The organism is Bacillus sp. FSL K6-0268 (assembly GCF_038005425.1).
Taxonomy (GTDB): domain Bacteria; phylum Bacillota; class Bacilli; order Bacillales; family Bacillaceae_G; genus Bacillus_A; species Bacillus_A thuringiensis_S.
Genome location: NZ_JBBOTF010000001.1, coordinates 2,160,660 through 2,182,689, shown reverse-complemented (window position 1 = coordinate 2,182,689; position 22,030 = coordinate 2,160,660). Strand labels below are relative to the sequence as shown.

Sequence of the window (22,030 nt, the reverse complement as noted above, 5' to 3'; positions counted from 1 at the left end):
AAAAGCAGGCTAACCACCTGCTTTTTTTAATACGTGCGTTTCTTATAAATGCCTTTTCCGCCAACTTGATTCCAGCCGGATTGTACATCCAAACTTTTGTTAACAAACTTCATTTTTTCTTTTCCGCCAAAGAGCTTTTCGCCAATGCTATTTGTAATGACACCAATCAATGCTGTTATTCCGATGATGAGGGCAGCAACCGTAATAAAATCAACAAAAAAAGCAATCATTTGCAAACTCCCCCTTTGCCTGTCTGTATGTTTATTGTATGAGATAAAAAATAAAAAAGAAAGAAATGTCAGAAAAAAATAATTTACTTTAGAAATCGTGTGGACAGGAGGGAGAATATTTGTTAAAATAAGAACAAATGTTCCTTTTCATTCTCATTTGTATAGTCTTACATTTCTTAATTGATTTATCAGGAAAAAGTAAGAAAACGTTCTCTTTTTCATAGGGAAGATTATAGATAAATAACTATATATTATATGAAAAATCTAGGGGAAATGAGTATTGAAAGGGTTGAAAGTTATTGTTCAAGTACAGATAAATTGAGCGTAATCATGTTACATAGCAGTGGAATACACGGAAGAGTTTTCTCAACTAGCAGGAAATTTACTGTATATTTCTTGCAAAATCTATTGTATAATGATTATAGAAGTTACTTATTAAAAGTAATTGTTGTTTATTATAAGTTGTTGCTTACATGAAATGCGATTTTTGTACTTTTCAATAAGACAAGTTATCGCGAAAAATTGCTGAAGTTAGAAATTAAAACTGTATTTAGTACAGAATTTGTACTCTTTAAGGAGAGTGAGCTTTGTATGGTAACATTATATAGTTCTCCAAGCTGTACGTCTTGTAGAAAGGCGAAATTATGGCTAGAGGAAAATCATATTCCCTATACAGAACGTAATATTTTCTCAGATCCATTAACAATTGAGGAAATTAAAGAGATTTTACGTATGACAGAAAGCGGAACGGATGAGATTATTTCTACTCGTTCGAAAGTTTTCCAAGAATTGAATGTAAACTTAGAATCTTTACCACTTCAAGATTTATATAAGATGATTCGTGACTATCCAGGGATTTTACGTCGTCCAATTATGATTGACGAGAAACGCCTTCAAGTTGGTTACAACGAAGACGAAATTCGCCGTTTCTTACCACGTACAGTAAGAACGTTCCAATTACGTGAAGCACAACGTCTTGTAAATTAATTATAATAATATGAAAACCTTCTACCTATTATATAGTAGAAGGTTTTTTTTAATGTTTCACATTGCGTAATCGAACTTGTTGTACGATAAAGCCGATGCATAAAATAGTGAAAATGAACAAATAAGGAATGCTTGCAGTGAAACTTGGGTTGTTATGAAAAAAGGTGGCAAGTCTGTCTTCATGTGTAACCATTTTTCCTGCAGTATAGGCAAGAATCGCTGCACCGCAATAAATGAGGAATGGAAATCGTTCCATAAGTATTAAAATAAGTTTGCTGCCCCAAATAATAATAGGGATAGAAATGAGTAAGCCAATTATGACGAGTAAAAATCTCCCGTGAGCTGCACCTGCAATGGCAATAACATTATCAAACCCCATAACGAGATCCGCGAAAACAATTGTCCGCACAGCTTGGAATAAAGTTGTTTTTCCTTGAATAGCAGAAAGATCGTTGTTATTATCAGTTAATAAATTGACTGCAATTAATGTAAGTAAAACCCCGCCAATCAGTTGTAGAAATGGAATGTCGAGTAAATAGACAGCTAATATAGTAAGGGCAATTCTTAGTACGATTGCTAAAAGAGTACCAATCAAAATAGCTTTATTTCGTTTCGATTCAGGTAAATTTCGGCTAGCTAGTGCGATGACAATTGCATTGTCACCACCTAATACAACATCGATACCGACAATCATTAGTACGGATGTTAAAAACTCTAAGTCCATTCGTCTGCCTCCATTTATGATGTTTTAATAAGCGAACTGTATGTATGTGATGAAGAAAGTTGTTGTTAAATAATCTCTTCCAATAGAAGTTTCACTTTATTAAAGTGTACGGGGGAATGTGGAAATGTATGTCCAAATTTTTTGTAAGTAAGAAATCGCTATAATAATATATTTATGTAGTTGATCGAGTAAAGATAGGCATATAACTATTTTTGTAAAATAAATCGATTTTATTTCCATTCTGGAGAATCTTATCATAAAATGAGAGTACAAGAATCTATTGATTTGTCATATGAGTGGGGAATCCCTTCATAACAATTCTAAGCAGGAAGGGAGAGTTGTATTTTGGATATTGAAAGAATTAATGATCATACGATGAAATTTTTTATTACGTACATTGATATAGAGGATAGAGGATTTAATCGTGAAGAAATTTGGTATGATCGCGAACGAAGTGAAGAGCTCTTTTGGGAGATGATGGACGAAGCTCGTGATCATGACGATTTCTTTATTGATGGGCCGTTATGGATTCAAGTGCAAGCAGTCGATAAAGGGATTGAAGTACTTGTCACGAAAGCAGAGCTTTCAAAGGACGGACAAAAGCTGGAACTACCGATAGGGGTAGACAAAATTATAGATATTCCTCTAGATGAAGGCATCGAATCATTATTCCAACAAGAGTTAGTCGAAGAGGTAGAAGAACAAACAGGAACAAACTTTAATGAAGATGGTACGTTTGGCTTTTTAATTAAATTTAATGATTTTGAAGATGTCATTTCATTAAGTCATCGTCTTATCTTTGAAGATATAAAAGATGAGCTGTATTCATTTGAGAACCGCTATTATGTATATGTGGAATTCGATGAAGTGCTACATGATGAAGAAGAAATCGATCGTATTTTAAGTATTATTTTAGAATATGGGGAAGAATCAACTTTAACAATTCATCGTGTAAGTGAGTATGGAAAACAAATTGTGAAAGAGCATGCGCTTGAAACGATTCGCAATAATTTTCCTGCTAAAACGTAGGCCGATTTCTGTAGTATGAAATCGGCTTTTTATATGAAGAATAGGAAAGCTTTCTTAGTTAGGAGGTAAGAGATGAAAAATACGTTAAAGCTGATTTTCTTTATCCTGCTATTGTTCGCATTATTTGTTTCGTTACGTATGTTTATTGATGTAGCATTTTATTCAGATGTGATTGGGATAAAAGATGTTTCGATTTTAGGTATTATTAGTATTTTATTTACAGTATCTGCGTTTTTAATTGGTTGCGTTATTTTCTTAGAAAATCGCCATCCATCTAAAACACTTACATGGTTAATTGTGTTAGGGATTTTTCCGGTATTTGGCTTCTTTGCTTATTTATTATTTGGACAAAATTTTCGGAGAAAAAGAATGTTTCAAAAGAAGGCGTTACTTGATGAACAGGCGTTTTTACAATATAAAGGGCATGAAGATTACGAAGAAAGAATTTTACGCAATCATAAGCATCAAGAGCTGTTATTTCGTTTAGCGGATCGCTTAGGCGCTTTAAATATTTCATTTCAAACTGAAACGAGGACATTAACAAATGGAGATGAAACGTTTCAGGCCATTTTAGATGGATTAAAACGAGCAAAACATCACATTCATATGGAATATTACATTGTGCGTGATGATAAATTAGGAACAGAAATTAAAGATATTTTAATACAAAAATCAAAAGAAGGCGTTGTTGTTCGTTTTTTATATGATGCGGTTGGAAGTTTTAAGTTATCAAAATCGTATATTGAAGAATTAAACGATGCAGGTGTTGAAATGATTCCGTTTTTTCCTGTGCGCTTTCCGATTTTAAACGATAAGATTAATTATCGAAATCATAGGAAAATTGTTGTGATTGATGGGAACGAAGGGTTTGTAGGCGGATTAAATATCGGTGATGAGTATTTAGGGAAAAGTAAATATTTTGGCTTTTGGCGAGACACGCATTTGTATTTACGTGGTGAAGCGGTTCAAAGTTTACAGCTTATTTTCCTTCAAGATTGGTTTTATATGACTGGAGAGGCTGTGCTAGCTCCTGAATATTTACAAGCAAAAGCAGTTGAGGGTGATCATTGGGGAGGCGTGCAGCTCGTTGCAGGCGGCCCTGATAATAAGTGGGAAACGATTAAGCATTTATATTTCGCAATGATCGCTTCTGCTCGGAAATCTATTTGGATTGCAACGCCGTATTTCATTCCGGATGATGATATTTTATCCGCATTAAAGGTAGCTGCGCTTGCTGGTATTGATGTTCGTTTGTTAATGCCGAGTAAGCCTGATAAGCGTACTGTCTTTTACGCATCGAGATCGTACTTCCCAGAGCTTTTAGATGCAGGGGTAAAGATATATGAGTATGAAAAAGGTTTTCTCCATAGTAAAGTTGTCATTGTCGATTCTGATTTAGCTTCAATTGGGACAGCTAATATGGATATGAGAAGTTTTCATTTGAATTTTGAAGTAAATGCCTTTTTATATGATACAGATAGCATTAAAAGACTTGTTCAAGACTTTAAAGATGATTTAGAAGAATCAAGTGAAATTCATGTCGATCATTTTCATAAAAGGCGTCTTCATAGACGAATTGTTGAATCAACGTACCGGTTATTATCCCCTTTATTATAAAAAGAGATGTCCGAAATTGGGACATCTCTTTTTTTAAAGGAATTTGTAATAAATTGTAGAATGTAAAGAGCTGAAAGGATGTGATTACGATATTTATAGCTAAAAGAGAAAACGGAGAAAAAATTCATTTACTCTACAATTGTAATGAAGAGCTTTTGCGCCGTATGCGTCAACAGGAACGATTCTTTTGTGTAGCTTGTGGAAAGGAAGTACAAATGAAATTAGGGAAACAAAAAAGTTGGCATTTTGCTCATAAAAAAGTGGATTCATGTCTTGCCTTTTATGAAGCGGAATCTATGTATCATAGGCACGGTAAAGAATTGTTATATAGATGGTTCGAACGTCAAAACTTTCATGTAGATATAGAGCATTATCTGCCCCAGATTCAGCAACGACCAGATATTTTTATAGAGAGAGCAGGGAGAAAAATTGCGATTGAATACCAATGCGCAAATCTTTCTATAGAGCAGCTGTACAAACGAACCTATTCGTATTGGCGAGCGGGTATACAGGTCATTTGGATCATTGGTGGAAATCAATTGAAAAAGCAATCTGCATATTGGATGAAATTTTCCTCACTTATGGCTTTCTCCTTACAATCTTATCCTCAACCATTTCTTATTTTCTTCTGTTCCAAACAAAAAGCATTTATGAAATGCGCGTTTCTCACTTCTTTTTCTACAAGCGTCTCTTTCTCACATACTATATATTTACCAACTGAAACTACTACTTTTGAATTACTCTTTTCCCCTGTTCCTTTCCAAAAAGAAATATTAGACCGAGAATGGAAGCAACGAAAGGACTATTTTCGAAAAAATGCTTTGCCTATTTGGAATTATAATTATAAGTCACTATTACGCCTCTTATATCAATTTAAATGTACCCCAGCGAGCTTTCCTTCTGAAATTGGTGTTCCACTCCCTTCTGGATTTGCTTTTCAAACAAACCCATTTATATGGCAAGCTTTTCTATATATGAAGTGTATAGGGGAGCTTGCAGTAGGAGAGTGTATTTCTCTTCAATATGTGTGTAGTTATGTAAAAAAGTATACGAAAAGGCGTATGCTCCCGTACTTTTCAAAGCATATATGGAAAGTAGCAGTTACTGAATATATGACATTCTTATGTTATACAGGTGTATTACGTAAAGTGGAGACTTATAAGTACCGGAAAATAAGGGGAATCGTTATGTTAAAAACAGAGGAGGAAGTTATGAAATATGATGAAACTTGTTTAGCGTATGCCTTATCTTTATTTGAGGCAAAGTACAACATGAGAGAAGGAAAAGGGGATATAATAAAGACTGATTGTGAAGGAATTACATAAGAAAAAAACGAATTGTACTTAAGTAGAGATAATTAAAGGAGGGCTTAAAGAATGTCTGAACAAAACAAAGCGAAAACATTACCAGATCGCAATGAGATTGAAGAAGCAAGTACGTGGCGATTAGAAGATATTTTCCAAACAGATGCAGAATGGGAAAAAGAATTCCAAGCTATTAAAGAGCTATTACCGAAGTTAACTGAATTTAAAGGGAAACTTGGTGACTCTGCGGACAATTTACTTGAGGCATTGCAATATGAAGACGAAATTTCAATGCGATTAGGTAAGCTATATACATATGCTCATATGCGTTACGATCAAGATACAACAAACTCTGTATATCAAGCATTAAATGATCGCGCAACAAATTTATATTCACAAGTATCTAGTAGCACAGCGTATATTGTACCTGAAATTTTGTCGGTTTCAGAAGATACACTGCAAACATTCTTGAAGGAAAATAGAGATTTAAGTGTATATGAACATGCATTAGAAGAAATTACACGTCAACGCCCGCACGTATTATCAGAAGCTGAGGAGGCTTTATTAGCGGAAGCATCTGAAGTAATGAGTTCATCAAGCAATACATTTGGTATGTTGAATAACGCGGATTTAAAATTCCCATCTATTAAAGGTGAAGACGGAGAAGAAATAGAAATTACACATGGTCGTTACATTCAGTTTTTAGAAAGTGATGATGGCCGTGTTCGCGAAGATGCATTTAAAGCTGTATATGAAACGTACGGGAAATTTAAAAATACATTCGCAAGTACGTTAAGCGGAGCAGTAAAACGTAATAATTTCAATGCGCGTGTTCGTAAATATGATTCTGCTCGCCAAGCTGCACTAAGCAATAATAATATTCCAGAAGCAGTATATGATCAACTTGTTGAAACGGTAAATGACAACTTACATTTATTACACCGTTACATCGATATTCGTAAGCGTGCATTAGGACTTGATGAGCTTCATATGTATGATTTATATACACCACTTGTACCAGAAGTGAAAATGAATGTGAAATACGAAGAAGCGCAAGACCTTTTATTAAAATCTTTAAACGTACTTGGTGATGAATATGTTGATATTTTGAAAGAAGCATATGAAAATCGCTGGGTAGATGTGTATGAGAATAAAGGAAAACGAAGCGGGGCATATTCATCTGGTGCATATGGAACAAATCCGTATATTTTAATGAACTGGCATGATAATGTAAATAATTTATTTACACTTGCTCATGAATTTGGTCATTCGGTGCATAGTTACTATACAAGAAAAACACAACCGCACGTATATGGTGATTATTCCATCTTCGTAGCAGAAGTGGCATCAACTTGTAATGAAGCGCTTCTAAATGATTATTTATTAAAAACGACAGAAGATAAGAAAGAGCGTCTATATTTATTAAATCATTATTTAGAAGGATTCCGTGGTACTGTATTCCGTCAAACGATGTTTGCAGAGTTTGAACATATTATTCATAAGAAAGTACAAGAAGGACATGCTGTTACGCCAGACATGCTAACGGAAATCTACTACGATTTAAATAAGAAATATTTCGGTGACGCTTTAGTAATCGACGAAGAGATTGGTTTAGAATGGTCTCGTATTCCGCACTTCTACTACAACTATTACGTATATCAATACGCAACAGGATTTAGTGCAGCGACAGCTCTATCTAAACAGATTTTAGAAGAAGGACAACCAGCAGTAGAACGTTATATTAACGAGTTCTTAAAAGCAGGAAGCTCTGATTATCCAATTGAAGTGCTGAAAAAAGCAGGAGTAGATATGGCATCTCCTGAACCAGTAAAAGAGGCACTACAAGTATTTGAAGAGAAATTAAATGAATTAGAAGCATTATTATTTGAAGAAAAGTAATGAAAAAAGACGAGAGATTGTATCCTCGTCTTTTTTGTTGAATAAATTCAATGTCGATATTTGTCGAAAAAATAAGGTGAATTTCTTTGTTTTTCTAACTGAAAGGATAGTTTTACAGCTGATTTTTGAAATTAAAACCCTTTGAATCTTTTTTTATGATTGAAATAAGAGAGAGTGATAACGATGATTCCAAATAAAAGAGGTAAGGCAATAATTTTAGGAAAAGCTTGTAGTAGAGAGAGGATGTACAAGAAAAAAGAAACGATGACAGCTAGAAAGAGAAGAGCAATATAAGATTTTTTCATAAATAACCCCCCTAAATGACCTTTTTTATAGCTTATTCAAAAATGAAAACGTTTAGAATGTGACAAAAGTGTGAATTTCGACAAAAGGGGTTGTCATCTGGCGTCGAATCTTGTAATATAATAAGCGTGAACGAATTCACATACAAACATATACCCCTTTGTTTGAACGTGAAAATTTCTCCCATCCCCTTTAATATTTTTATAAGCCGTAAAGAAAAAGACCTGGTGTTTACACCAGGTCTTTTTCTTTTGCTATCCATTTCCAATAACGTTCGCATTTTACTTCAATCATTTGTACTTTTCGTTTCAGTTGTAATTTTTTAAGTTCGCGCTCAATTTCTTGCTGCGGACAGTCATAAATAAATGCTACTTCTTTTGAAGATATAAATTGTGTTGCTTCTAGTAATGCTTCTAAAGGTGGTAATGGTTCTGGCTCAATTTCACATTTTACAAGTTCTTTCAATAATTGTACGTATACATCGTAGGAATAATTTCCAGCGATTTTAATACCTTCTTCATCTGAGTTCGCATGAAAAAAGACGAGGGAGGGTATTTCTGTAATATGCATCTCATTCGTGAATTTCAAGTCACATTGGAAAGCTTTTTTTGCACTAGCAGAATGTAGATCTTTTTTAAATTCTTCTACATCAATATTGCTATCTTTCGCACATGCAAGTAATAGTTCGCAGTCAGGGTTTGATACATTTTCAAGGAAAATGTATTCTTGGAGTTTTCGCAAAAACTTCGAACCTGCTTTTCGGCCTTGCAACTCCGCCGCCTTAATTGCCATCGAAACTAAATATGGTGTTGACGATGCTTCTTGCATATGTACCTTTCCATCACATGAAAAACCTTGTAAACTTGTTGTCTTTTCCCACACAAATCGAATATTAGCAGGTTTATTCCATTTGTGTGAGGAAGCGTTCGTTCCATCCACTTTTCCTGTTACGATATGACGAATAGAGAAGTATTTCCCGTATTCAAGCCATAGTTTAATAATAAAAGGCTCAATTTCCCAGCAATCTTTACAAAGTGGATCAATAAATAAATATGCTTCTACAGACTTATGCTCGCATGCGGAAGGAGATGGCATATTTATATGCTTTGCTTCCTGCTTATCCATTACACTTCACCTGTTTCGTTTGGAGTATTAACCATATGCTGAGCGGTTAATGCTAAACGTTCAAAAACAAACTCTCTTATATGACCATGCACTCCAGTATCATCCATTGCTTGCTCCATACATGATAGCCAAGCCTCTGCTCGTTTTGGAGTAATCTCAAACGGAAGATGGCGTGCCCTTAACATAGGATGACCATGTTCTTCAGTGTACAAATTAGGACCACCTAAATATTGTGTTAGAAATTGCTTCTGCTTCCTAGCGGTTTCTGTTAAATCTTCCGGGAAGATGGGAGATAAGTCAGGGTGTTTACTGACATAGGAATAAAATGTATCTACTAATATTGCAATGCATTGTTCACCGCCAATTGCTTCAAATGGTGTCATCGGTTGCTTGCTCATCCTTTATAAACTCCTTTTTCCATGAAATGTATATCTATTGTAGCAATGGAATGTTCGAGAGGGCAAATAAACAGCCTTCTCAAACATTCTTTGCTTATTCTACGGGTGTAAACTTTTTTAGTAAGATGTATCCACTAGTGAAACATATTCACTAGTGGAATTTTCACTTTAGCGTGCTTTGTTTTGTTTGGCAAGGAAAAAGCGTTTTACTTTGTTATTTGTATGACGAACAGGTATGTTATGTTGCGTTAATAAATGAATAAATGCAGCTTTTCCTGTTTCTTCATCTTGCACTTCAAATTCAATTTCATAATCATCGTGATTGTAATAGAAACTATGATCAAAGACAAGCGTTCCGCCTTTAAATAATGCTTCGGCTCTTTCAGTTGTTAAACTACCCATATAAGTTAAAGTGGAAACAGGAATTTGTAATTTGTGTAGTTGATCCATTACAGCCCCTGGAATGATTACGTTTGTTTCCATCATCATTCTTGCTTCGTCTTCTGTTACGACTTGATGCGTTTCTAACAAGCCGACTTCTGCAGGTTGTTTCAATGTTAATGTATAAATTTCTCCTTTATGACGAATACGAAGTGCAGAGCCGGCTTCTTTTAACGAGAAGCCCGGTGTTTCAAAGTAGTGATTCACCTGTTTCGTAAATGCTTCAATAGAGAATGATTTACATAATGTATCGAATTCTTCTTCTGTAACAATATTTTTAAATTCAATTTCAATTTCTTGTGTCATTGTATGCGCGCTCCTTTTAAAAAATAATTCTTTACACATTATCGCTTTTTCATAAATTTGGTTCAATGTTTTATTTGTTTGCGTCCATGTTATGATACAATAATACTGTTAAGTAAGACAGGAAGTTGAGATGGAGGAGTTAGAGCATGCAAAATAAAATTCAAGTTAAGAGCGTAGAAAAGAGAGAGAATGCGCTTATTTTTTGTGCGGAAAATAATGAAATAGAGGTAAAGGAGTTAAGTGCGCGTAATCACGTACTTGTAGACTCAGACAATTTATCATTTTTATATATTTTAGAAAACGAATCATCTTTCATTTATGTAAGTATTCCGCACACATGCTGGGAAGCAATGCATGAAGCGATGAATAACGATATAGTAATGTTCGTTCGTGTGAATGACGTTGAAATGGAATTAGAAAATTTAAAAGAAGAAGTAGAATATTTAGTTGAAAATATTGAAGGTAATGCAAATTACGGAGAAGAACTAGTAACTGCTGTAGAAAAAGTATTTCTATAAGCAAATGGATTGATTTTGGTGGTGGTTGAAATGAATCGAAATTGGGAAGAATTTTTAGCACCTTACCATCAAGCGGTGGCAGAGCTGAAAGTGAAACTAAAAGGAATGCGTACTCAATTTGCAATGTTGACAGAGCATTCTCCAATTGAGTTTGTAACAGGAAGGGTAAAGTCGGTTGCTAGTATTATTGATAAAGCGGAGAAGAGAAATGTACCGCTAGATCGGCTGAGAGAAGATATGCAAGACATCGCGGGCCTTCGAATGATGTGTCAATTTGTTGATGAGATTAAGCCTGTTGTAGAATATCTTCGAAAACGAAATGACTTTGAAATCGTGGAAGAACGTGATTATGTCACGCAAAAGAAAGATAGCGGCTATCGCTCTTATCACGTTGTCATTAGTTACCCCGTTCAAACGATTCAGGGAGAAAAAAAAGTATTGGTAGAAATCCAAATACGCACGTTAGCAATGAACTTTTGGGCAACAATTGAGCATTCTTTAAATTATAAATATAGTGGACGTTTTCCTGAAGATATTAAAATACGCTTGCAACGTGCAGCGGAAGCGGCGTTTTTATTAGATGAAGAAATGTCTTCTATTCGTCTTGAGATTCAAGAAGCGCAGAAGGCTTTTTCAAGAAAGCAAGAAACGAAAGATTCCGAATCATAAACTAAAGGGTGTTGGGCGATGAAATTTACAATTATGTCAAAGGGAGATCAATCATCAGATACACTGGCAAGCACGATGAAAGAGTACTTGTTAGATTTTGGATTTACAATGGATGAAAAGGAACCCGATATTGTAATTTCTGTTGGGGGAGATGGAACGCTTTTATATGCGTTTCATCGTTATTATAATCGATTGGATGAAACAGCATTTGTTGGTGTACATACAGGACATTTAGGTTTCTATGCAGATTGGTTACCGACAGAAGTAGAGAAATTAGTAATTGCGATTGCGAAAACACCATTCCAAGTGGTGGAATATCCGCTTTTAGAAGTGATTATTCGCTATGTGAATGGAAGTAAAGAGTCACAGTATTTGGCGATGAATGAGGCGACTGTAAAAAGTGCAGAAGGTACATTAGTAACAGAAGTAGAAATACGCGGAGAATATTTTGAAACATTCCGCGGGGACGGCCTTTGTATTTCTACTCCTTCAGGAAGTACTGCATATAATAAAGCGCTTGGCGGAGCAATTATTCACCCTTCTATTGAAGCGATTCAAATTGCAGAAATGGCGTCCATTAACAATCGTGTGTTTCGTACTGTGGGATCGCCACTCGTATTGCCGAAGCACCATACATGTGTGTTAAAGCCAGCTGCAGGAATGAACTTACAAATTACAGTGGATCATTTAACGATGGTTCATCAAGATGTGAAATCAATCCAGTATCGCGTCGCAAACGAGAAAGTACGATTTGTTCGTTTCCGCCCGTTCCCGTTCTGGAAACGAGTTCGTGACTCGTTTGTTGCAGATAAATAGAAAGGGTTATAAATTTGAACAGATTTACATTGAAATGGGATATAGGACTGGCTGAAGAGAGTACTTTAGTTAGGGAATTTTTGAAAACGAAAGGTATTTCTAAAGCCGCTTTAACGGATATAAAGTTTCACGGCGGGGCAATTGAAGTAAATGGTCAACATGCGAGTGTTCGTCATCAGTTGCGCGCTAGTGAAGAATTACGCATCTTTTTTCCAGTGGAGGAAAGAAGTGAAGGGATGATTGCAGAAGATATCCCTTTATGCATTGTATATGAAGATGATGCGGTTCTTATCATTAATAAAGAGGCGAACATGTCAACGATTCCATCTAGGGAACATCCGACAGGGAGTGTTGCCAATGCGCTTTTATCTCATTATGATAAGCAGCATCTTGCAAGTACAGTACACATTGTAACACGGTTAGATCGTGATACTTCAGGGCTTATGCTTATTGCAAAAAATCGTTTCGTGCATCATCTTTTATCGAAGCAGCATCAACAAAAAGCTGTGAAACGAACGTATGAAGCAATTGTTCACGGTGAGATGGTAGAACGAGAAGGAATGATTGATGCACCAATTGGTCGGAAATCTGATAGCATTATTGAGCGAACGGTTTGTGAGGATGGACAAAGGGCAGTTACTCATTTTAAAGTAATTGATAGTACATATCATAAGACACATGTAGCGCTGGAGCTTGAGACAGGAAGAACGCATCAAATTCGTGTGCATATGGCTCATATAGGACATCCATTACTTGGTGATAACTTATATGGAGGAAGAAGGGATGAAATGAAACGGCAAGCACTTCATAGTAAATCTTTGACGTTTTATCATCCTATTTTAGAGAAAGAAATGTCTTTCACTATAAAGATTCCAAGCGATATGCAAGAGTTACTTAGGAATGCTTAAAAAGGGAACAAAATTCTTATGTTATAAAGAATTTTGTTCCCTTTTTTCTTAGCGGAATAATATTAAAATTTGGTTTTCACGCGTACGCTTTATAACGAAAAATCCACTTTCGGCTTTTGTAGCAATGCCATTGTCATTTGGACGACAATATCCATGCGTTTCGCAAGTGCCGTCATCACGTACTAACATTTGCCCAATTAATCCGACAGGAAGCCACTCGGCGCGATCTTTTCTTGCTACATATTTGCAAGCTGGATCCCATTCTGTATTTAAAAGAGGTTGTATTTCTTCTGATTCCGTCCATACATATTGGCGTTTTCCAAAGTTGTCTGTTTTATAGCGTTTTTGCCAACTTAAAGCCCCGCTATTTCCTATAAGTGCAGGGGTTGCACTAGATATTCCTAAAATGAACGAATCGTGTGAAGTAGCTATCCGAATTTTTTCTTCGCTACTAAATGTAACGAAATAACCGACATCAATAGGTTTATGACCTTCTGTTTCAAACATTTGTGCAAAATCCGTTCCGCTTGCATTGTAAGACGCGCCCTCAATATACATTTCTCCATTATGGGCAAGCCATTTAGCACCGATATTATGGTCGGTGTCGTTTGCACCATTTGCAATAAACCAGGAATAAGCTTCTTCTGCAGTGCCGAAGCGCCCCATAATATGGCTACCTGCAAAATGAGCTGTTGATGTATGATGACCTTCCGCATGAGAAGAGAAGCCGTTAGCGATAGTTGCGGTTCCTTCTGCGTGTGCTGCTTCGCCTAAAGCAGTCGTCTGTTTACCCTCCGCATGAGAATAAGCACCGCCTGCTGTCGTTTCACTTCCCTCACTATGCGAACTATGTCCAGTTGCTTTTGAGTTGGATCCTTCTGCATGAGAGAAAGAACCTTTTGCGTGTGTTAATAAGCCTTCCGCATGTGCTGCCATGCCCTCCGCATGAGAGTGAAGCCCCTCCGCATATGCATATCGGCCGCCCCTTTTAACTTTTGTATTTTCAGGTGTAGGTGTCTCAATTATGAGTGGTTTTTCAGTTTGTATATCATTCGATGAAGCTAATGCTTCTTTTATTTTTTTTACTTTGTTTATAATAGCAGCTGGAATTTCTGGTTCCACTTTTTTATTTATTGCTACAGAATTATTTTCTTCCACCGTTTCTTCTGTTTGGTTAGAACGTAGTACCTGTTCATCTTGATTTGAGAGCTGTTTATTTTTTTGTTGCATCTTTATTTTTCTGCGATCGATTATGTGGTTCATCACAGCATTTTCTAAAGAGACATATGTTGGTTTTACTTTGCTTTTTTTTGATGACTCTTGTTCTTCTAGTTCTTCTATGGCTGCAGCCCGAATGCTACACCAGTTGTTAATTCCGTACATGGGCAGATATAAAGGGGGAAATTTTCTTTTTTGTTTAGAAGATTTTTTCTTCATTCTGTCACCTCCTGCGACATTATATGTAAAGTAATTAAAAAAAGATGCACTTTATTGCATCTTTTTTTAATTACTTTACCTAGTTTTATATGAGATCTGCCTAAATAATACGGTAATCTCTCGCTAAGTAAGGTAGTTATGAAATTGGACGGAACTTCTCAGCGACAAAAGGTAAAGAAGAAGGGACAGAGATAGTCTCCATTTCAGGATAACGTAATCCGGTTAATTTGCCACCAAATACAGCACCAGTATCAATATTGACTGTCTGATTGACGAATCGAGGTTCTTTTACTGGTGTATGTCCATATACAATCCAAGCTTGCCCCTTGTATTCTTGCGCCCAATCGCGACGGACAGGTGAGCCATCGGCATGCTTTTCTCCTGTAATATCACCATATAATACAAAGGTTTGTACTTTTTTATCTCGTCTTCCTATGTAATCTTGCCGAATCCCAGCGTGACATACGATTACTTTTTTTTCATCTAGTATGTGGTAGAGTGGTGATTGTTCATAAAGAGTGATAAACTTTTCTTTTATAATGTTTTGCTTATGAGAAGGAAGTGCCTCATATTCAGAGACAGTTGTTTCAAGTCCGTGAGCGATTGTTACATTACGTCCAAGGAAAAATCGATATAGTTTATTACAGTGATTTCCAGGAGCGTAATAAGCTTCTTTTTTATGTATGACAAGTTCCCATACAATTTCGATCATACGTAATGAATGAGGACCACGGTCTGTAATATCACCAACGAATGCAAGTTTACGTTGTTCAGGGTGGATCGGTAGACCGCTACTCCAGTTATACCCTAGCTTCTCTGTTAAATTTTGAAACTCTTGGAAGCATCCATGAATATCTCCTATAATGTCATATTTCATATTTAAACCTCCATCGTATTTTTCATTAGTATATCTAAAAAAGGATAGAGATAAAAATATAGCGTTTTTGTGTTGTTCATTTAAACATAAAGCTTTTCGTTCTTGAGCGAATATTTAAAATGAATCCAATCGCAATCATGTATGTAAGCAGTGAACTTCCTCCGTAGCTCATAAGAGGTAATGTTATCCCTGTAATGGGAAGTAATCCGATTGTCATCCCGATATTTTGGAATACTTGGAAAGTAAACATTCCGATTGTACCAGCGCAAATGTAACTACCGAAAGGGTCATTACTTTCTAAAGCGATATGAATCATTCGAAAAATGAGTAAGAAAAAAAGTGAAATAATGACACTTGCACCTAGAAATCCAAATTGTTCAGCGACATTAGTGAAAATAAAATCTGTATGTGGTTCTGGAAAATATACTTGTCCATTTTCCCACCCCTTTCCTTGCATTTCTCCGGATCCAGTCGCTAAGAATGCTTGTCTTAATTGATAGCCTTGCGCATCATATTTGTAAGGTGCCAACCATCCGTAGAAGCGATTTAATTGATATTCTTTTAAAATGTGTGCTTTAAAGAAATCTGTGTGAGTAAAAAATATATATATTAATGTAGATCCAGCCACGAAAGTACCTGAAACTAATCCGAAAATAAAACGCCATCGTATGCCAGAAACTAGTATCATTGCTGCAAGCATCGCTGAAATGACCATTGTGTTTCCTAAATCTGGTTCTTTTGCAATAAGTAGTAGTGGTGGCAAGCTTGTCGCAAATATTTTTCCAAGTAATAAAAAATCGTCACGCATTGTTTGGGAAAAATATTTCTCATTATGATTTGCTATAATTCGTCCAATGACGATAATTAAAAACAATTTCATAATTTCAGAAGGCTGAAAATTTCCGATGCCTGGGAGCCTGTACCAAGCGGTAGCGCCTTTAATTGTAACGGCACCCGGTACTTGAAGTTCTAGTCCAATAAGTAGTACCATTGCAAAGCTATACAAATACCAAGCAATTTTTTGATAACGATCGAAATCGATAATCATAATAACACCAATGGCTATAAATCCAATGAAGTACCATTGGATTTGCTTGAGTACAAAATTGACGTTTTGTAAAAATGGCGGTAAGGAGGCTTGCGCACTTGCAATAGCACAACAACTAACAATCCCAATGGCAAATAAAATAAATAGTAATACGTAGTCTATTTGATATTGAGAATTTGAATCTTTCAATGTAGGTATTCCTTTCTACTGCTCTTTATAGTAATGGATTTTATAGTATGAGAAAGAATGTATGAACTATACGAATGATTCACATATAGTCCATACACTTTTGATTTTGCAGAGTAGTTTAATTGTTTAACTCTTTAATAATTATATCCAAACAATGGGCAAGACGTACATGTGCGTCAGGAAAAATATCTAGTTGATGAAGGTAGTATTTTAAGGAACTTTTACACCATTTGTAAGCACTAAGTAGAGCTGTTCTATAGTCTATAGTATTTTGTAAAAATCCATATTCTTTTGCTGTTATAACGAGGTGTGTGAAATCTTCGCAACCTTGAAGTAGTTTATTGTGTATTTGTTGTCCAGCATGGTAGCGAAATTGACTTAAAGGCTCAGAAATGTATATTGCATTTCCTTTAGAAAGTAAAGAAATCCATGAGGCCATATCAACACTACAAGAATATTGTCGCTCTTTAAGGGTGCCAAAAGGTTCAGTGAGCAAGTTCTTTCGAAACAAAGTAGTTGTAGGTTCGCCGATAATGTTGTGGCCGGCCTTTAGCATCCAGTCGCCTAAAAATATTCCGTTTAATGGTGTATCTTCGCTATATAACTTTTGTGTTGGATGGGCATCGCCGATTAGATTTCCATGATCATCAATACGTACTCGATAAGAAGTAACAAGAGCAAGATCTTTATTGGAATCTTGCTCAAAATAGGCCATCATTTTTTGTATTTTATGCTTATAAAACACGTCATCGTCCATTAAAAAATTTATATACTCACCATTTGATTTTTCTATGAGCATAAGGTCATTGTGAAATTGTCCTAGAGTAGAGATATTTCGAATGTATGTTATATTTTTATAATTTGGTAAGTATTGTTCATGGATTAGAGTTGCTGTTTCATCATTTGTACTATCATCTCCGATGATGATTTCAATATTTGAATAAGTTTGTGCCAATGCACTTTCTAGAGCGATTTTGAAATAATGGGGTCGATTATAAGTGGGAATAAGGATAGAAACGAGGGGTAGATTTTTTTCACTCGCCATACATAACTTCCTTTCAGAAGCTTTTTTTTGTAAGAACAATATCTTGGTAACTTGTATATTCTGGTCTGCCGCACCATAAACCATAATGTGGCTTATTGATTATTTCTAGACCATACTTATTCAATAGATTGCAAATATCTGTCTCAGGATAAGCAACTGCAAAATTGGGAATATCTTTATTTACAACGTAGCAATTTTCAATTCGATGATAAAAACCTAATGTACTTTGTCCTGCATTTAAATAATAGGACGATTCAGGATTTATTAGAAAGAATGTAATGAAACATCTCCCGTCTTTTTTTAATACACGTACAATTTCAGATACGTAATGTTCTAATTCTTTTGGAAGAAGATGTGTAAATACAGAAGTTAAAAAGATAAAATCGAATGTTCCGTCTTCATAGGGAAAACGATATTGAGAGGCATCTTCTTTTCCTTCTGGATTATAGAATTGATTGTATATGTCAACATGTTCAAAGTGAAAATTATTACGCATAGTTGAAATGTTATTTTGACACCAAGTAATTCCATCTTTAAACAAATCAAATCCATAATATGCTCCATCATCATTTAAGTAATTCATTAATGGTACAGCCATTCGGCCGACGCCGCAGCCTACATCTAATACTTTTTCATTTGATTTTAAAGCGCCAATTTGAATAAAATGCTTTAGGAACTCTTTTCCCACCTTTTTGAAGTCGCCACCTACATATTGGACGAGTTCAGGAGGGGGGAGTAAAGTCATTTCTTTGTTAAGTTCGCTCATGAGTATACCCCTTTCTTGTGTGAGAATATGCAGTCACTCTATTAATAAAATTTTCAATTTGTAGTGAGAGAACAAAGGAAAACAATTGTTATATGTAAGGAGATTCCACAAAAGAAATACTTAATTGGATTAGAAGTAAGAGAAGAATGAGTGAAAATGGAATCTCCTATAGATTAAATCTTGTTTATTCTTTTCTCCAATAAACGCCAAATACATCAATTTTAGTAATAGGGGCTTTTAAATTTCGTTGCTTTCTAAAGTCTGTCACAGCCTCAGCGCATGGCGGTAGCCCGTAGTCATCGATAATTATATAGCCACCTTTAGAAACTTTATCATATAAGTTCATGAGACCATCCATGGTGGATTCGTACATATCACCATCAAGCCGTGCAATTGCTATTTTTTCAATTGGTGCTGTTGGTAAAGTATCTTTAAACCAACCTTTTAAAAATTTCACTTGATCATTTAGTAAATCATATTTTTTAAAATTCTCTTGTACTTGTTCTAAAGAGACGCGTAAGTAATCGAATGTGTGTAAATAATCACCGTAATCTTTTGGATATTGTTCTAGATTCGGTGCTGGCAAACCTTCAAATGAATCTGCGACCCACACAGTACGATTCGTAATGTTGTTTGCTTGTAAAAAACCATTCATAAAAATGCATGATCCTCCGCGCCATACACCTGTTTCAATAAAATCTCCCTCTATATTTTCACGAACAACGGTTTCCATTGCCTCTTGTAATTGGTTCATACGTTCTCGACCAATCATGCTATGTGCTGCTCTTGGCCAATCCATTCCATCATGACGTTCACTTTTTGAAACATTTGGTTTTACAATTTTTAAGTTATGGTTTTCGGCATATTGCTTAATGAATAAAGGGAGGGGGACTGTAACGGGTTCGAATTCTAGTTCTTTCGAAATATGTAGAGATGCGGGTAAGTATGCCTCATATTCCAACCATATTTCAAATAAAATTGTTTTCTTTAGCAATTCGAGATAAAGCTGAACAGCAGATTTACTTTCCATATTTGTGCCTCCTGCAAAATGTCATACAACAATATGATTATGTAGCTAACGAATGTTTCATGATTGAATTTGAAATTGAAAAAGCAGTAAAACTGATATCAGTTTTACTGCTAAGTAAAAAATTAAGCAACTTTTTCAATAATAATGGATGCACTCGTACCAAGAGCTAATGATAGCCCAAGTCCTGTAACAATTACTTCAACCAATGATGGAGTTGTCGTAATTTGCGTAATTGCTTGAATAACGATAGGTGCTCCAAGTGAGATTAAACTTGATCCAGTACCTGGTACAGGTACTCCATTCACTTGGATTGTAAGACCTCCTAATAAGCTTACTGTTGCAGTATTAGCGATAACAGTAATTTTATAGAATCCAGTTTCACTAATTACGAAAGTGTCAGCATCTAATTGAGAAATTGCTGTACCAAACTGAGATCCAACAGTATTAAATGGTACTGGATCATTAATTCCTAGATCTAAAGAAATCCCACCGGAGTTAAATGCATATAATCCTGCTGGAAGTCCTAATCCGGATGGTCCAGTCGGTCCAGTAGCCCCCGTAGGTCCAGTAGCTCCCGTAGGTCCGGTAGCCCCAGTGTCACCAGTAGGCCCGGTAGGTCCAGTAGCCCCAGTGTCACCAGTAGGCCCCGTAAGTCCAGTAGCCCCAGTGTCACCAGTAGGCCCGGTAGGTCCAGTAGCCCCAGTGTCACCAGTAGGCCCGGTAGGTCCAGTTATTCCAGTTCCTCCGCCAGTAGGTCCAGTAGGCCCGGTAGGTCCAGTAGGTCCAGTAGGTCCGGTAGGCCCCGTAGGTACAGTAGGCCCGGTAGGTCCGGTAGGTCCAGTAGGCCCGGTAGGCCCAGTTGGAAGGGTAAACGGTGGTATCGGTGGTAATGTTGGTCCTACAAGATTAGGGTCAAATGCACTAGCTGATAAAGATTCATCGGGATTTAATCCATTTGAATAATTATTATTTGACATAAATTCACCTCCATAAAGCGTTCATTATATAGTAGATGCAAAACCGAAAGAAAATGACACGGACATTTGAATTATTGAAAAGAAATCTTAAACTACTTGAACAATTTAAAAAAATGGAAAGTTTAGTATATGTATAACATATGATTGATTTGGAAGAGGGTGATTATGTTGAACAAGCAAGGAATTACAATTAGTTTATGTATGATTGTTCGAGATGAGGAGGAGACAATAGCCCGTTGTTTAGAGACAGTTGAGAAAATTGTGGATGAAATTATAGTAGTGGATACAGGTTCCGTCGATCGAACGAAAGAAATCGTAGAGAAATACACTTCTAACATATATGATTTCCAGTGGATTGATGATTTTGCGGCAGCAAGAAATTTTTCTTTTTCAAAAGCGACGCAAGAGTATATATTGTGGCTAGATGCAGATGACGTATTATTAGAAGATGCTCAAGAAGCATTGAAACTCTTAAAAATAGAATTAGATCCTAAATTTGATGCTGTTTCGATGCCTTATCATCTTGCGATGGATTCTAACGGGAAACCTTTATATTGTACAAAAAGAAATCGACTTGTAAAGCGTGAAAAACAATTTCAATGGTTTGGAAAGGTTCATGAGTATTTAGCTATTGCTGGTGAGACTTTTAGTAGTAAAGTTGCTATTACACATAAAAAAGAAAAAAAAGTAACAAATCGTAATTTGAAAATTTTTCAAAATACTGTAGCTGCAGGGGAAGAATTGAGTTCGAGGGATTTATTTTATTACGCAAATGAATCTATGGATAACCAAAAATATGATGATGCAGTTCTTCTTTATGAAACATTTCTTAATCAAGACGAAGGATGGTATGAAGAGAAAATTTATGCATGTGGTAAGTTAGGAGATTGCTATGCGAAGCTCGGAATGTGGGAGAAGGCAATCGAATCTTGTGTGAAGTCGTTTCGGTATGACGTCCCTAGAGGAGAGAATTGTACAAGAATAGGATATATATATATGGAACAAGAAAAATATAATGAAGCGATATTTTGGTTTAAACTTGCAACGGAAGTACCAATGGCAACGGAAAGTCCTTTTCATAGTCCAGCTAGCTACACATGGCTACCCTATTTACAAATGTGTATTTGTTATAGCAGGTTAGGGGAGCAGGATAAAGCGTATTATTACAATGAATTAGCAGCTTCTTATGTTCCGAATAATGCTGCAATTGAATATAACCGTAAATATTTTCGGGGAGTTTTTGATAAACCATATAAAGCGTAATAGGTTTCGTTTTTTAGAAATGATTTATCGTTATTCTAACTCTAATAGATTGGTTATATATTAGAGTATCAGTAACGAAACCAATATAGATAAAAAATTTTATAAAGCTATTTGCGGGCTAATA

At 35.8% G+C, this 22,030-nt stretch carries 23 protein-coding genes; 10 read left to right on the top strand and 13 right to left on the bottom strand.

Translation table 11 applies throughout. The features are described 5' to 3' along the window. Positions 1 to 26: 26 nt before the first annotated feature. Positions 27 to 230 (bottom strand): hypothetical protein, encoded by a 204-nt coding sequence (locus MHI28_RS11225; RefSeq protein ID WP_000559983.1) that lies wholly within the window; start codon positions 228 to 230, stop codon positions 27 to 29. A 591-nt stretch (positions 231 to 821) separates the two neighbouring features. On the opposite strand from MHI28_RS11225, the gene spx reads away from it, so the two are divergent. Continuing rightward, entirely contained in the window at positions 822 to 1,217 is a 396-nt protein-coding gene (gene spx, locus MHI28_RS11220) for a transcriptional regulator Spx (protein WP_000258267.1), read from the top strand. Between the two features lie 49 nt (positions 1,218 to 1,266). Here the strand turns inward: spx and MHI28_RS11215 are convergent, their stop codons facing one another. Beyond that, positions 1,267 to 1,941: a TerC family protein gene (locus MHI28_RS11215; RefSeq protein WP_000362600.1), complete on the bottom strand. Its 675-nt coding sequence runs from the start codon at positions 1,939 to 1,941 to the stop codon at positions 1,267 to 1,269. A gap of 345 nt (positions 1,942 to 2,286) precedes the next feature. On the opposite strand from MHI28_RS11215, the gene mecA reads away from it, so the two are divergent. The 4 genes from mecA (at position 2,287) to pepF (ending at position 7,790) form a co-directional block, all read left to right on the top strand. Next, positions 2,287 to 2,970 carry an adaptor protein MecA gene (mecA, locus tag MHI28_RS11210; protein WP_000350716.1) on the top strand — a complete coding sequence of 228 codons (684 nt, stop codon included), beginning with the start codon at positions 2,287 to 2,289 and terminating at the stop codon, positions 2,968 to 2,970. A gap of 72 nt (positions 2,971 to 3,042) precedes the next feature. Continuing rightward, positions 3,043 to 4,587: a cardiolipin synthase gene (locus MHI28_RS11205; protein WP_000799189.1), complete on the top strand. Its 1,545-nt coding sequence runs from the start codon at positions 3,043 to 3,045 to the stop codon at positions 4,585 to 4,587. A gap of 80 nt (positions 4,588 to 4,667) precedes the next feature. Further along, positions 4,668 to 5,912, top strand: coding sequence for a competence protein CoiA (locus tag MHI28_RS11200; protein WP_000628322.1), 1,245 nt, complete (start codon positions 4,668 to 4,670; stop codon positions 5,910 to 5,912). A 51-nt stretch (positions 5,913 to 5,963) separates the two neighbouring features. Beyond that, positions 5,964 to 7,790 (top strand): oligoendopeptidase F, encoded by a 1,827-nt coding sequence (gene pepF / locus MHI28_RS11195; RefSeq protein ID WP_000003356.1) that lies wholly within the window; start codon positions 5,964 to 5,966, stop codon positions 7,788 to 7,790. 131 nt (positions 7,791 to 7,921) lie between these two features. Here pepF and MHI28_RS11190 read toward each other — a convergent pair whose 3' ends face one another. From MHI28_RS11190 to MHI28_RS11175, 4 genes are all read right to left on the bottom strand, one after another. Further along, positions 7,922 to 8,095: a hypothetical protein gene (locus MHI28_RS11190; protein WP_000750354.1), complete on the bottom strand. Its 174-nt coding sequence runs from the start codon at positions 8,093 to 8,095 to the stop codon at positions 7,922 to 7,924. Between the two features lie 229 nt (positions 8,096 to 8,324). Further along, positions 8,325 to 9,218: a ClpXP adapter SpxH family protein gene (locus MHI28_RS11185; protein ID WP_000360643.1), complete on the bottom strand. Its 894-nt coding sequence runs from the start codon at positions 9,216 to 9,218 to the stop codon at positions 8,325 to 8,327. After that, a complete protein-coding gene (locus tag MHI28_RS11180) occupies positions 9,218 to 9,616 on the bottom strand; it encodes a globin domain-containing protein (protein WP_000043386.1) in 399 nt (132 codons plus the stop codon). The genes MHI28_RS11185 and MHI28_RS11180 overlap by 1 nt, the downstream gene beginning before the upstream one ends. A gap of 168 nt (positions 9,617 to 9,784) precedes the next feature. Beyond that, entirely contained in the window at positions 9,785 to 10,363 is a 579-nt protein-coding gene (locus tag MHI28_RS11175) for a CYTH domain-containing protein (protein ID WP_000191102.1), read from the bottom strand. Positions 10,364 to 10,509: 146 nt separating this feature from the next. On the opposite strand from MHI28_RS11175, the gene MHI28_RS11170 reads away from it, so the two are divergent. Genes MHI28_RS11170 through MHI28_RS11155 form a run of 4 tightly spaced genes read left to right on the top strand, consistent with a single transcriptional unit; the run spans position 10,510 to position 13,274 of the window. Next, positions 10,510 to 10,881, top strand: a complete 372-nt coding sequence (locus MHI28_RS11170) for a UPF0738 family protein (RefSeq protein ID WP_001179996.1) — start codon at positions 10,510 to 10,512, stop codon at positions 10,879 to 10,881. 30 nt (positions 10,882 to 10,911) lie between these two features. After that, entirely contained in the window at positions 10,912 to 11,550 is a 639-nt protein-coding gene (locus MHI28_RS11165) for a GTP pyrophosphokinase (protein ID WP_001081480.1), read from the top strand. An 18-nt stretch (positions 11,551 to 11,568) separates the two neighbouring features. After that, the gene (locus MHI28_RS11160; protein ID WP_000673196.1) at positions 11,569 to 12,366 is read left to right on the top strand and encodes an NAD kinase; all 798 of its coding nucleotides are present in this window, start codon (positions 11,569 to 11,571) and stop codon (positions 12,364 to 12,366) included. A 14-nt stretch (positions 12,367 to 12,380) separates the two neighbouring features. Beyond that, positions 12,381 to 13,274, top strand: a complete 894-nt coding sequence (locus MHI28_RS11155) for an RluA family pseudouridine synthase (protein ID WP_001079127.1) — start codon at positions 12,381 to 12,383, stop codon at positions 13,272 to 13,274. 48 nt (positions 13,275 to 13,322) lie between these two features. Here the strand turns inward: MHI28_RS11155 and MHI28_RS11150 are convergent, their stop codons facing one another. From MHI28_RS11150 to MHI28_RS11120, 7 genes are all read right to left on the bottom strand, one after another. Next, positions 13,323 to 14,711, bottom strand: coding sequence for a peptidase G2 autoproteolytic cleavage domain-containing protein (locus MHI28_RS11150; RefSeq protein ID WP_000730509.1), 1,389 nt, complete (start codon positions 14,709 to 14,711; stop codon positions 13,323 to 13,325). A 136-nt stretch (positions 14,712 to 14,847) separates the two neighbouring features. After that, positions 14,848 to 15,588 carry a bis(5'-nucleosyl)-tetraphosphatase PrpE gene (gene prpE, locus MHI28_RS11145; protein ID WP_000872693.1) on the bottom strand — a complete coding sequence of 247 codons (741 nt, stop codon included), beginning with the start codon at positions 15,586 to 15,588 and terminating at the stop codon, positions 14,848 to 14,850. A gap of 76 nt (positions 15,589 to 15,664) precedes the next feature. Further along, positions 15,665 to 16,825 carry an FtsW/RodA/SpoVE family cell cycle protein gene (locus MHI28_RS11140; protein ID WP_000655325.1) on the bottom strand — a complete coding sequence of 387 codons (1,161 nt, stop codon included), beginning with the start codon at positions 16,823 to 16,825 and terminating at the stop codon, positions 15,665 to 15,667. A 118-nt stretch (positions 16,826 to 16,943) separates the two neighbouring features. Further along, the gene (locus tag MHI28_RS11135; protein ID WP_000135606.1) at positions 16,944 to 17,870 is read right to left on the bottom strand and encodes a glycosyltransferase family 2 protein; all 927 of its coding nucleotides are present in this window, start codon (positions 17,868 to 17,870) and stop codon (positions 16,944 to 16,946) included. A gap of 13 nt (positions 17,871 to 17,883) precedes the next feature. Then, positions 17,884 to 18,636, bottom strand: a complete 753-nt coding sequence (locus MHI28_RS11130) for a class I SAM-dependent methyltransferase (RefSeq protein ID WP_001292844.1) — start codon at positions 18,634 to 18,636, stop codon at positions 17,884 to 17,886. A 184-nt stretch (positions 18,637 to 18,820) separates the two neighbouring features. Next, positions 18,821 to 19,666, bottom strand: coding sequence for a TylF/MycF family methyltransferase (locus MHI28_RS11125; RefSeq protein ID WP_000444387.1), 846 nt, complete (start codon positions 19,664 to 19,666; stop codon positions 18,821 to 18,823). Positions 19,667 to 19,788: 122 nt separating this feature from the next. Then, positions 19,789 to 20,643, bottom strand: coding sequence for a BclA C-terminal domain-containing protein (locus MHI28_RS11120; protein ID WP_242315330.1), 855 nt, complete (start codon positions 20,641 to 20,643; stop codon positions 19,789 to 19,791). A gap of 165 nt (positions 20,644 to 20,808) precedes the next feature. Here MHI28_RS11120 and MHI28_RS11115 point away from each other — a divergent pair, with 165 nt between their 5' ends. Then, positions 20,809 to 21,906 (top strand): glycosyltransferase, encoded by a 1,098-nt coding sequence (locus tag MHI28_RS11115; protein WP_000932911.1) that lies wholly within the window; start codon positions 20,809 to 20,811, stop codon positions 21,904 to 21,906. Positions 21,907 to 22,030 lie beyond the last annotated feature (124 nt).

Excerpts from the sequence above, each read along its gene's own strand:
- MHI28_RS11225 (WP_000559983.1), bottom strand. The coding sequence starts at position 230 with ATGATTGCTTTTTTTGTTGATTTTATTACGGTTGCTGCCCTCATCATC.
- spx (WP_000258267.1), top strand. The coding sequence starts at position 822 with ATGGTAACATTATATAGTTCTCCAAGCTGTACGTCTTGTAGAAAGGCG.
- MHI28_RS11215 (WP_000362600.1), bottom strand. The coding sequence starts at position 1,941 with ATGGACTTAGAGTTTTTAACATCCGTACTAATGATTGTCGGTATCGAT.
- MHI28_RS11205 (WP_000799189.1), top strand. The coding sequence starts at position 3,043 with ATGAAAAATACGTTAAAGCTGATTTTCTTTATCCTGCTATTGTTCGCA.
- pepF (WP_000003356.1), top strand. The coding sequence starts at position 5,964 with ATGTCTGAACAAAACAAAGCGAAAACATTACCAGATCGCAATGAGATT.
- MHI28_RS11190 (WP_000750354.1), bottom strand. The coding sequence starts at position 8,095 with ATGAAAAAATCTTATATTGCTCTTCTCTTTCTAGCTGTCATCGTTTCT.
- MHI28_RS11185 (WP_000360643.1), bottom strand. The coding sequence starts at position 9,218 with ATGGATAAGCAGGAAGCAAAGCATATAAATATGCCATCTCCTTCCGCA.
- MHI28_RS11180 (WP_000043386.1), bottom strand. The coding sequence starts at position 9,616 with ATGAGCAAGCAACCGATGACACCATTTGAAGCAATTGGCGGTGAACAA.
- MHI28_RS11175 (WP_000191102.1), bottom strand. The coding sequence starts at position 10,363 with ATGACACAAGAAATTGAAATTGAATTTAAAAATATTGTTACAGAAGAA.
- MHI28_RS11170 (WP_001179996.1), top strand. The coding sequence starts at position 10,510 with ATGCAAAATAAAATTCAAGTTAAGAGCGTAGAAAAGAGAGAGAATGCG.
- MHI28_RS11165 (WP_001081480.1), top strand. The coding sequence starts at position 10,912 with ATGAATCGAAATTGGGAAGAATTTTTAGCACCTTACCATCAAGCGGTG.
- MHI28_RS11160 (WP_000673196.1), top strand. The coding sequence starts at position 11,569 with ATGAAATTTACAATTATGTCAAAGGGAGATCAATCATCAGATACACTG.
- MHI28_RS11150 (WP_000730509.1), bottom strand. The coding sequence starts at position 14,711 with ATGAAGAAAAAATCTTCTAAACAAAAAAGAAAATTTCCCCCTTTATAT.
- prpE (WP_000872693.1), bottom strand. The coding sequence starts at position 15,588 with ATGAAATATGACATTATAGGAGATATTCATGGATGCTTCCAAGAGTTT.
- MHI28_RS11135 (WP_000135606.1), bottom strand. The coding sequence starts at position 17,870 with ATGGCGAGTGAAAAAAATCTACCCCTCGTTTCTATCCTTATTCCCACT.
- MHI28_RS11130 (WP_001292844.1), bottom strand. The coding sequence starts at position 18,636 with ATGAGCGAACTTAACAAAGAAATGACTTTACTCCCCCCTCCTGAACTC.
- MHI28_RS11125 (WP_000444387.1), bottom strand. The coding sequence starts at position 19,666 with ATGGAAAGTAAATCTGCTGTTCAGCTTTATCTCGAATTGCTAAAGAAA.
- MHI28_RS11120 (WP_242315330.1), bottom strand. The coding sequence starts at position 20,643 with ATGTCAAATAATAATTATTCAAATGGATTAAATCCCGATGAATCTTTA.
- MHI28_RS11115 (WP_000932911.1), top strand. The coding sequence starts at position 20,809 with ATGTTGAACAAGCAAGGAATTACAATTAGTTTATGTATGATTGTTCGA.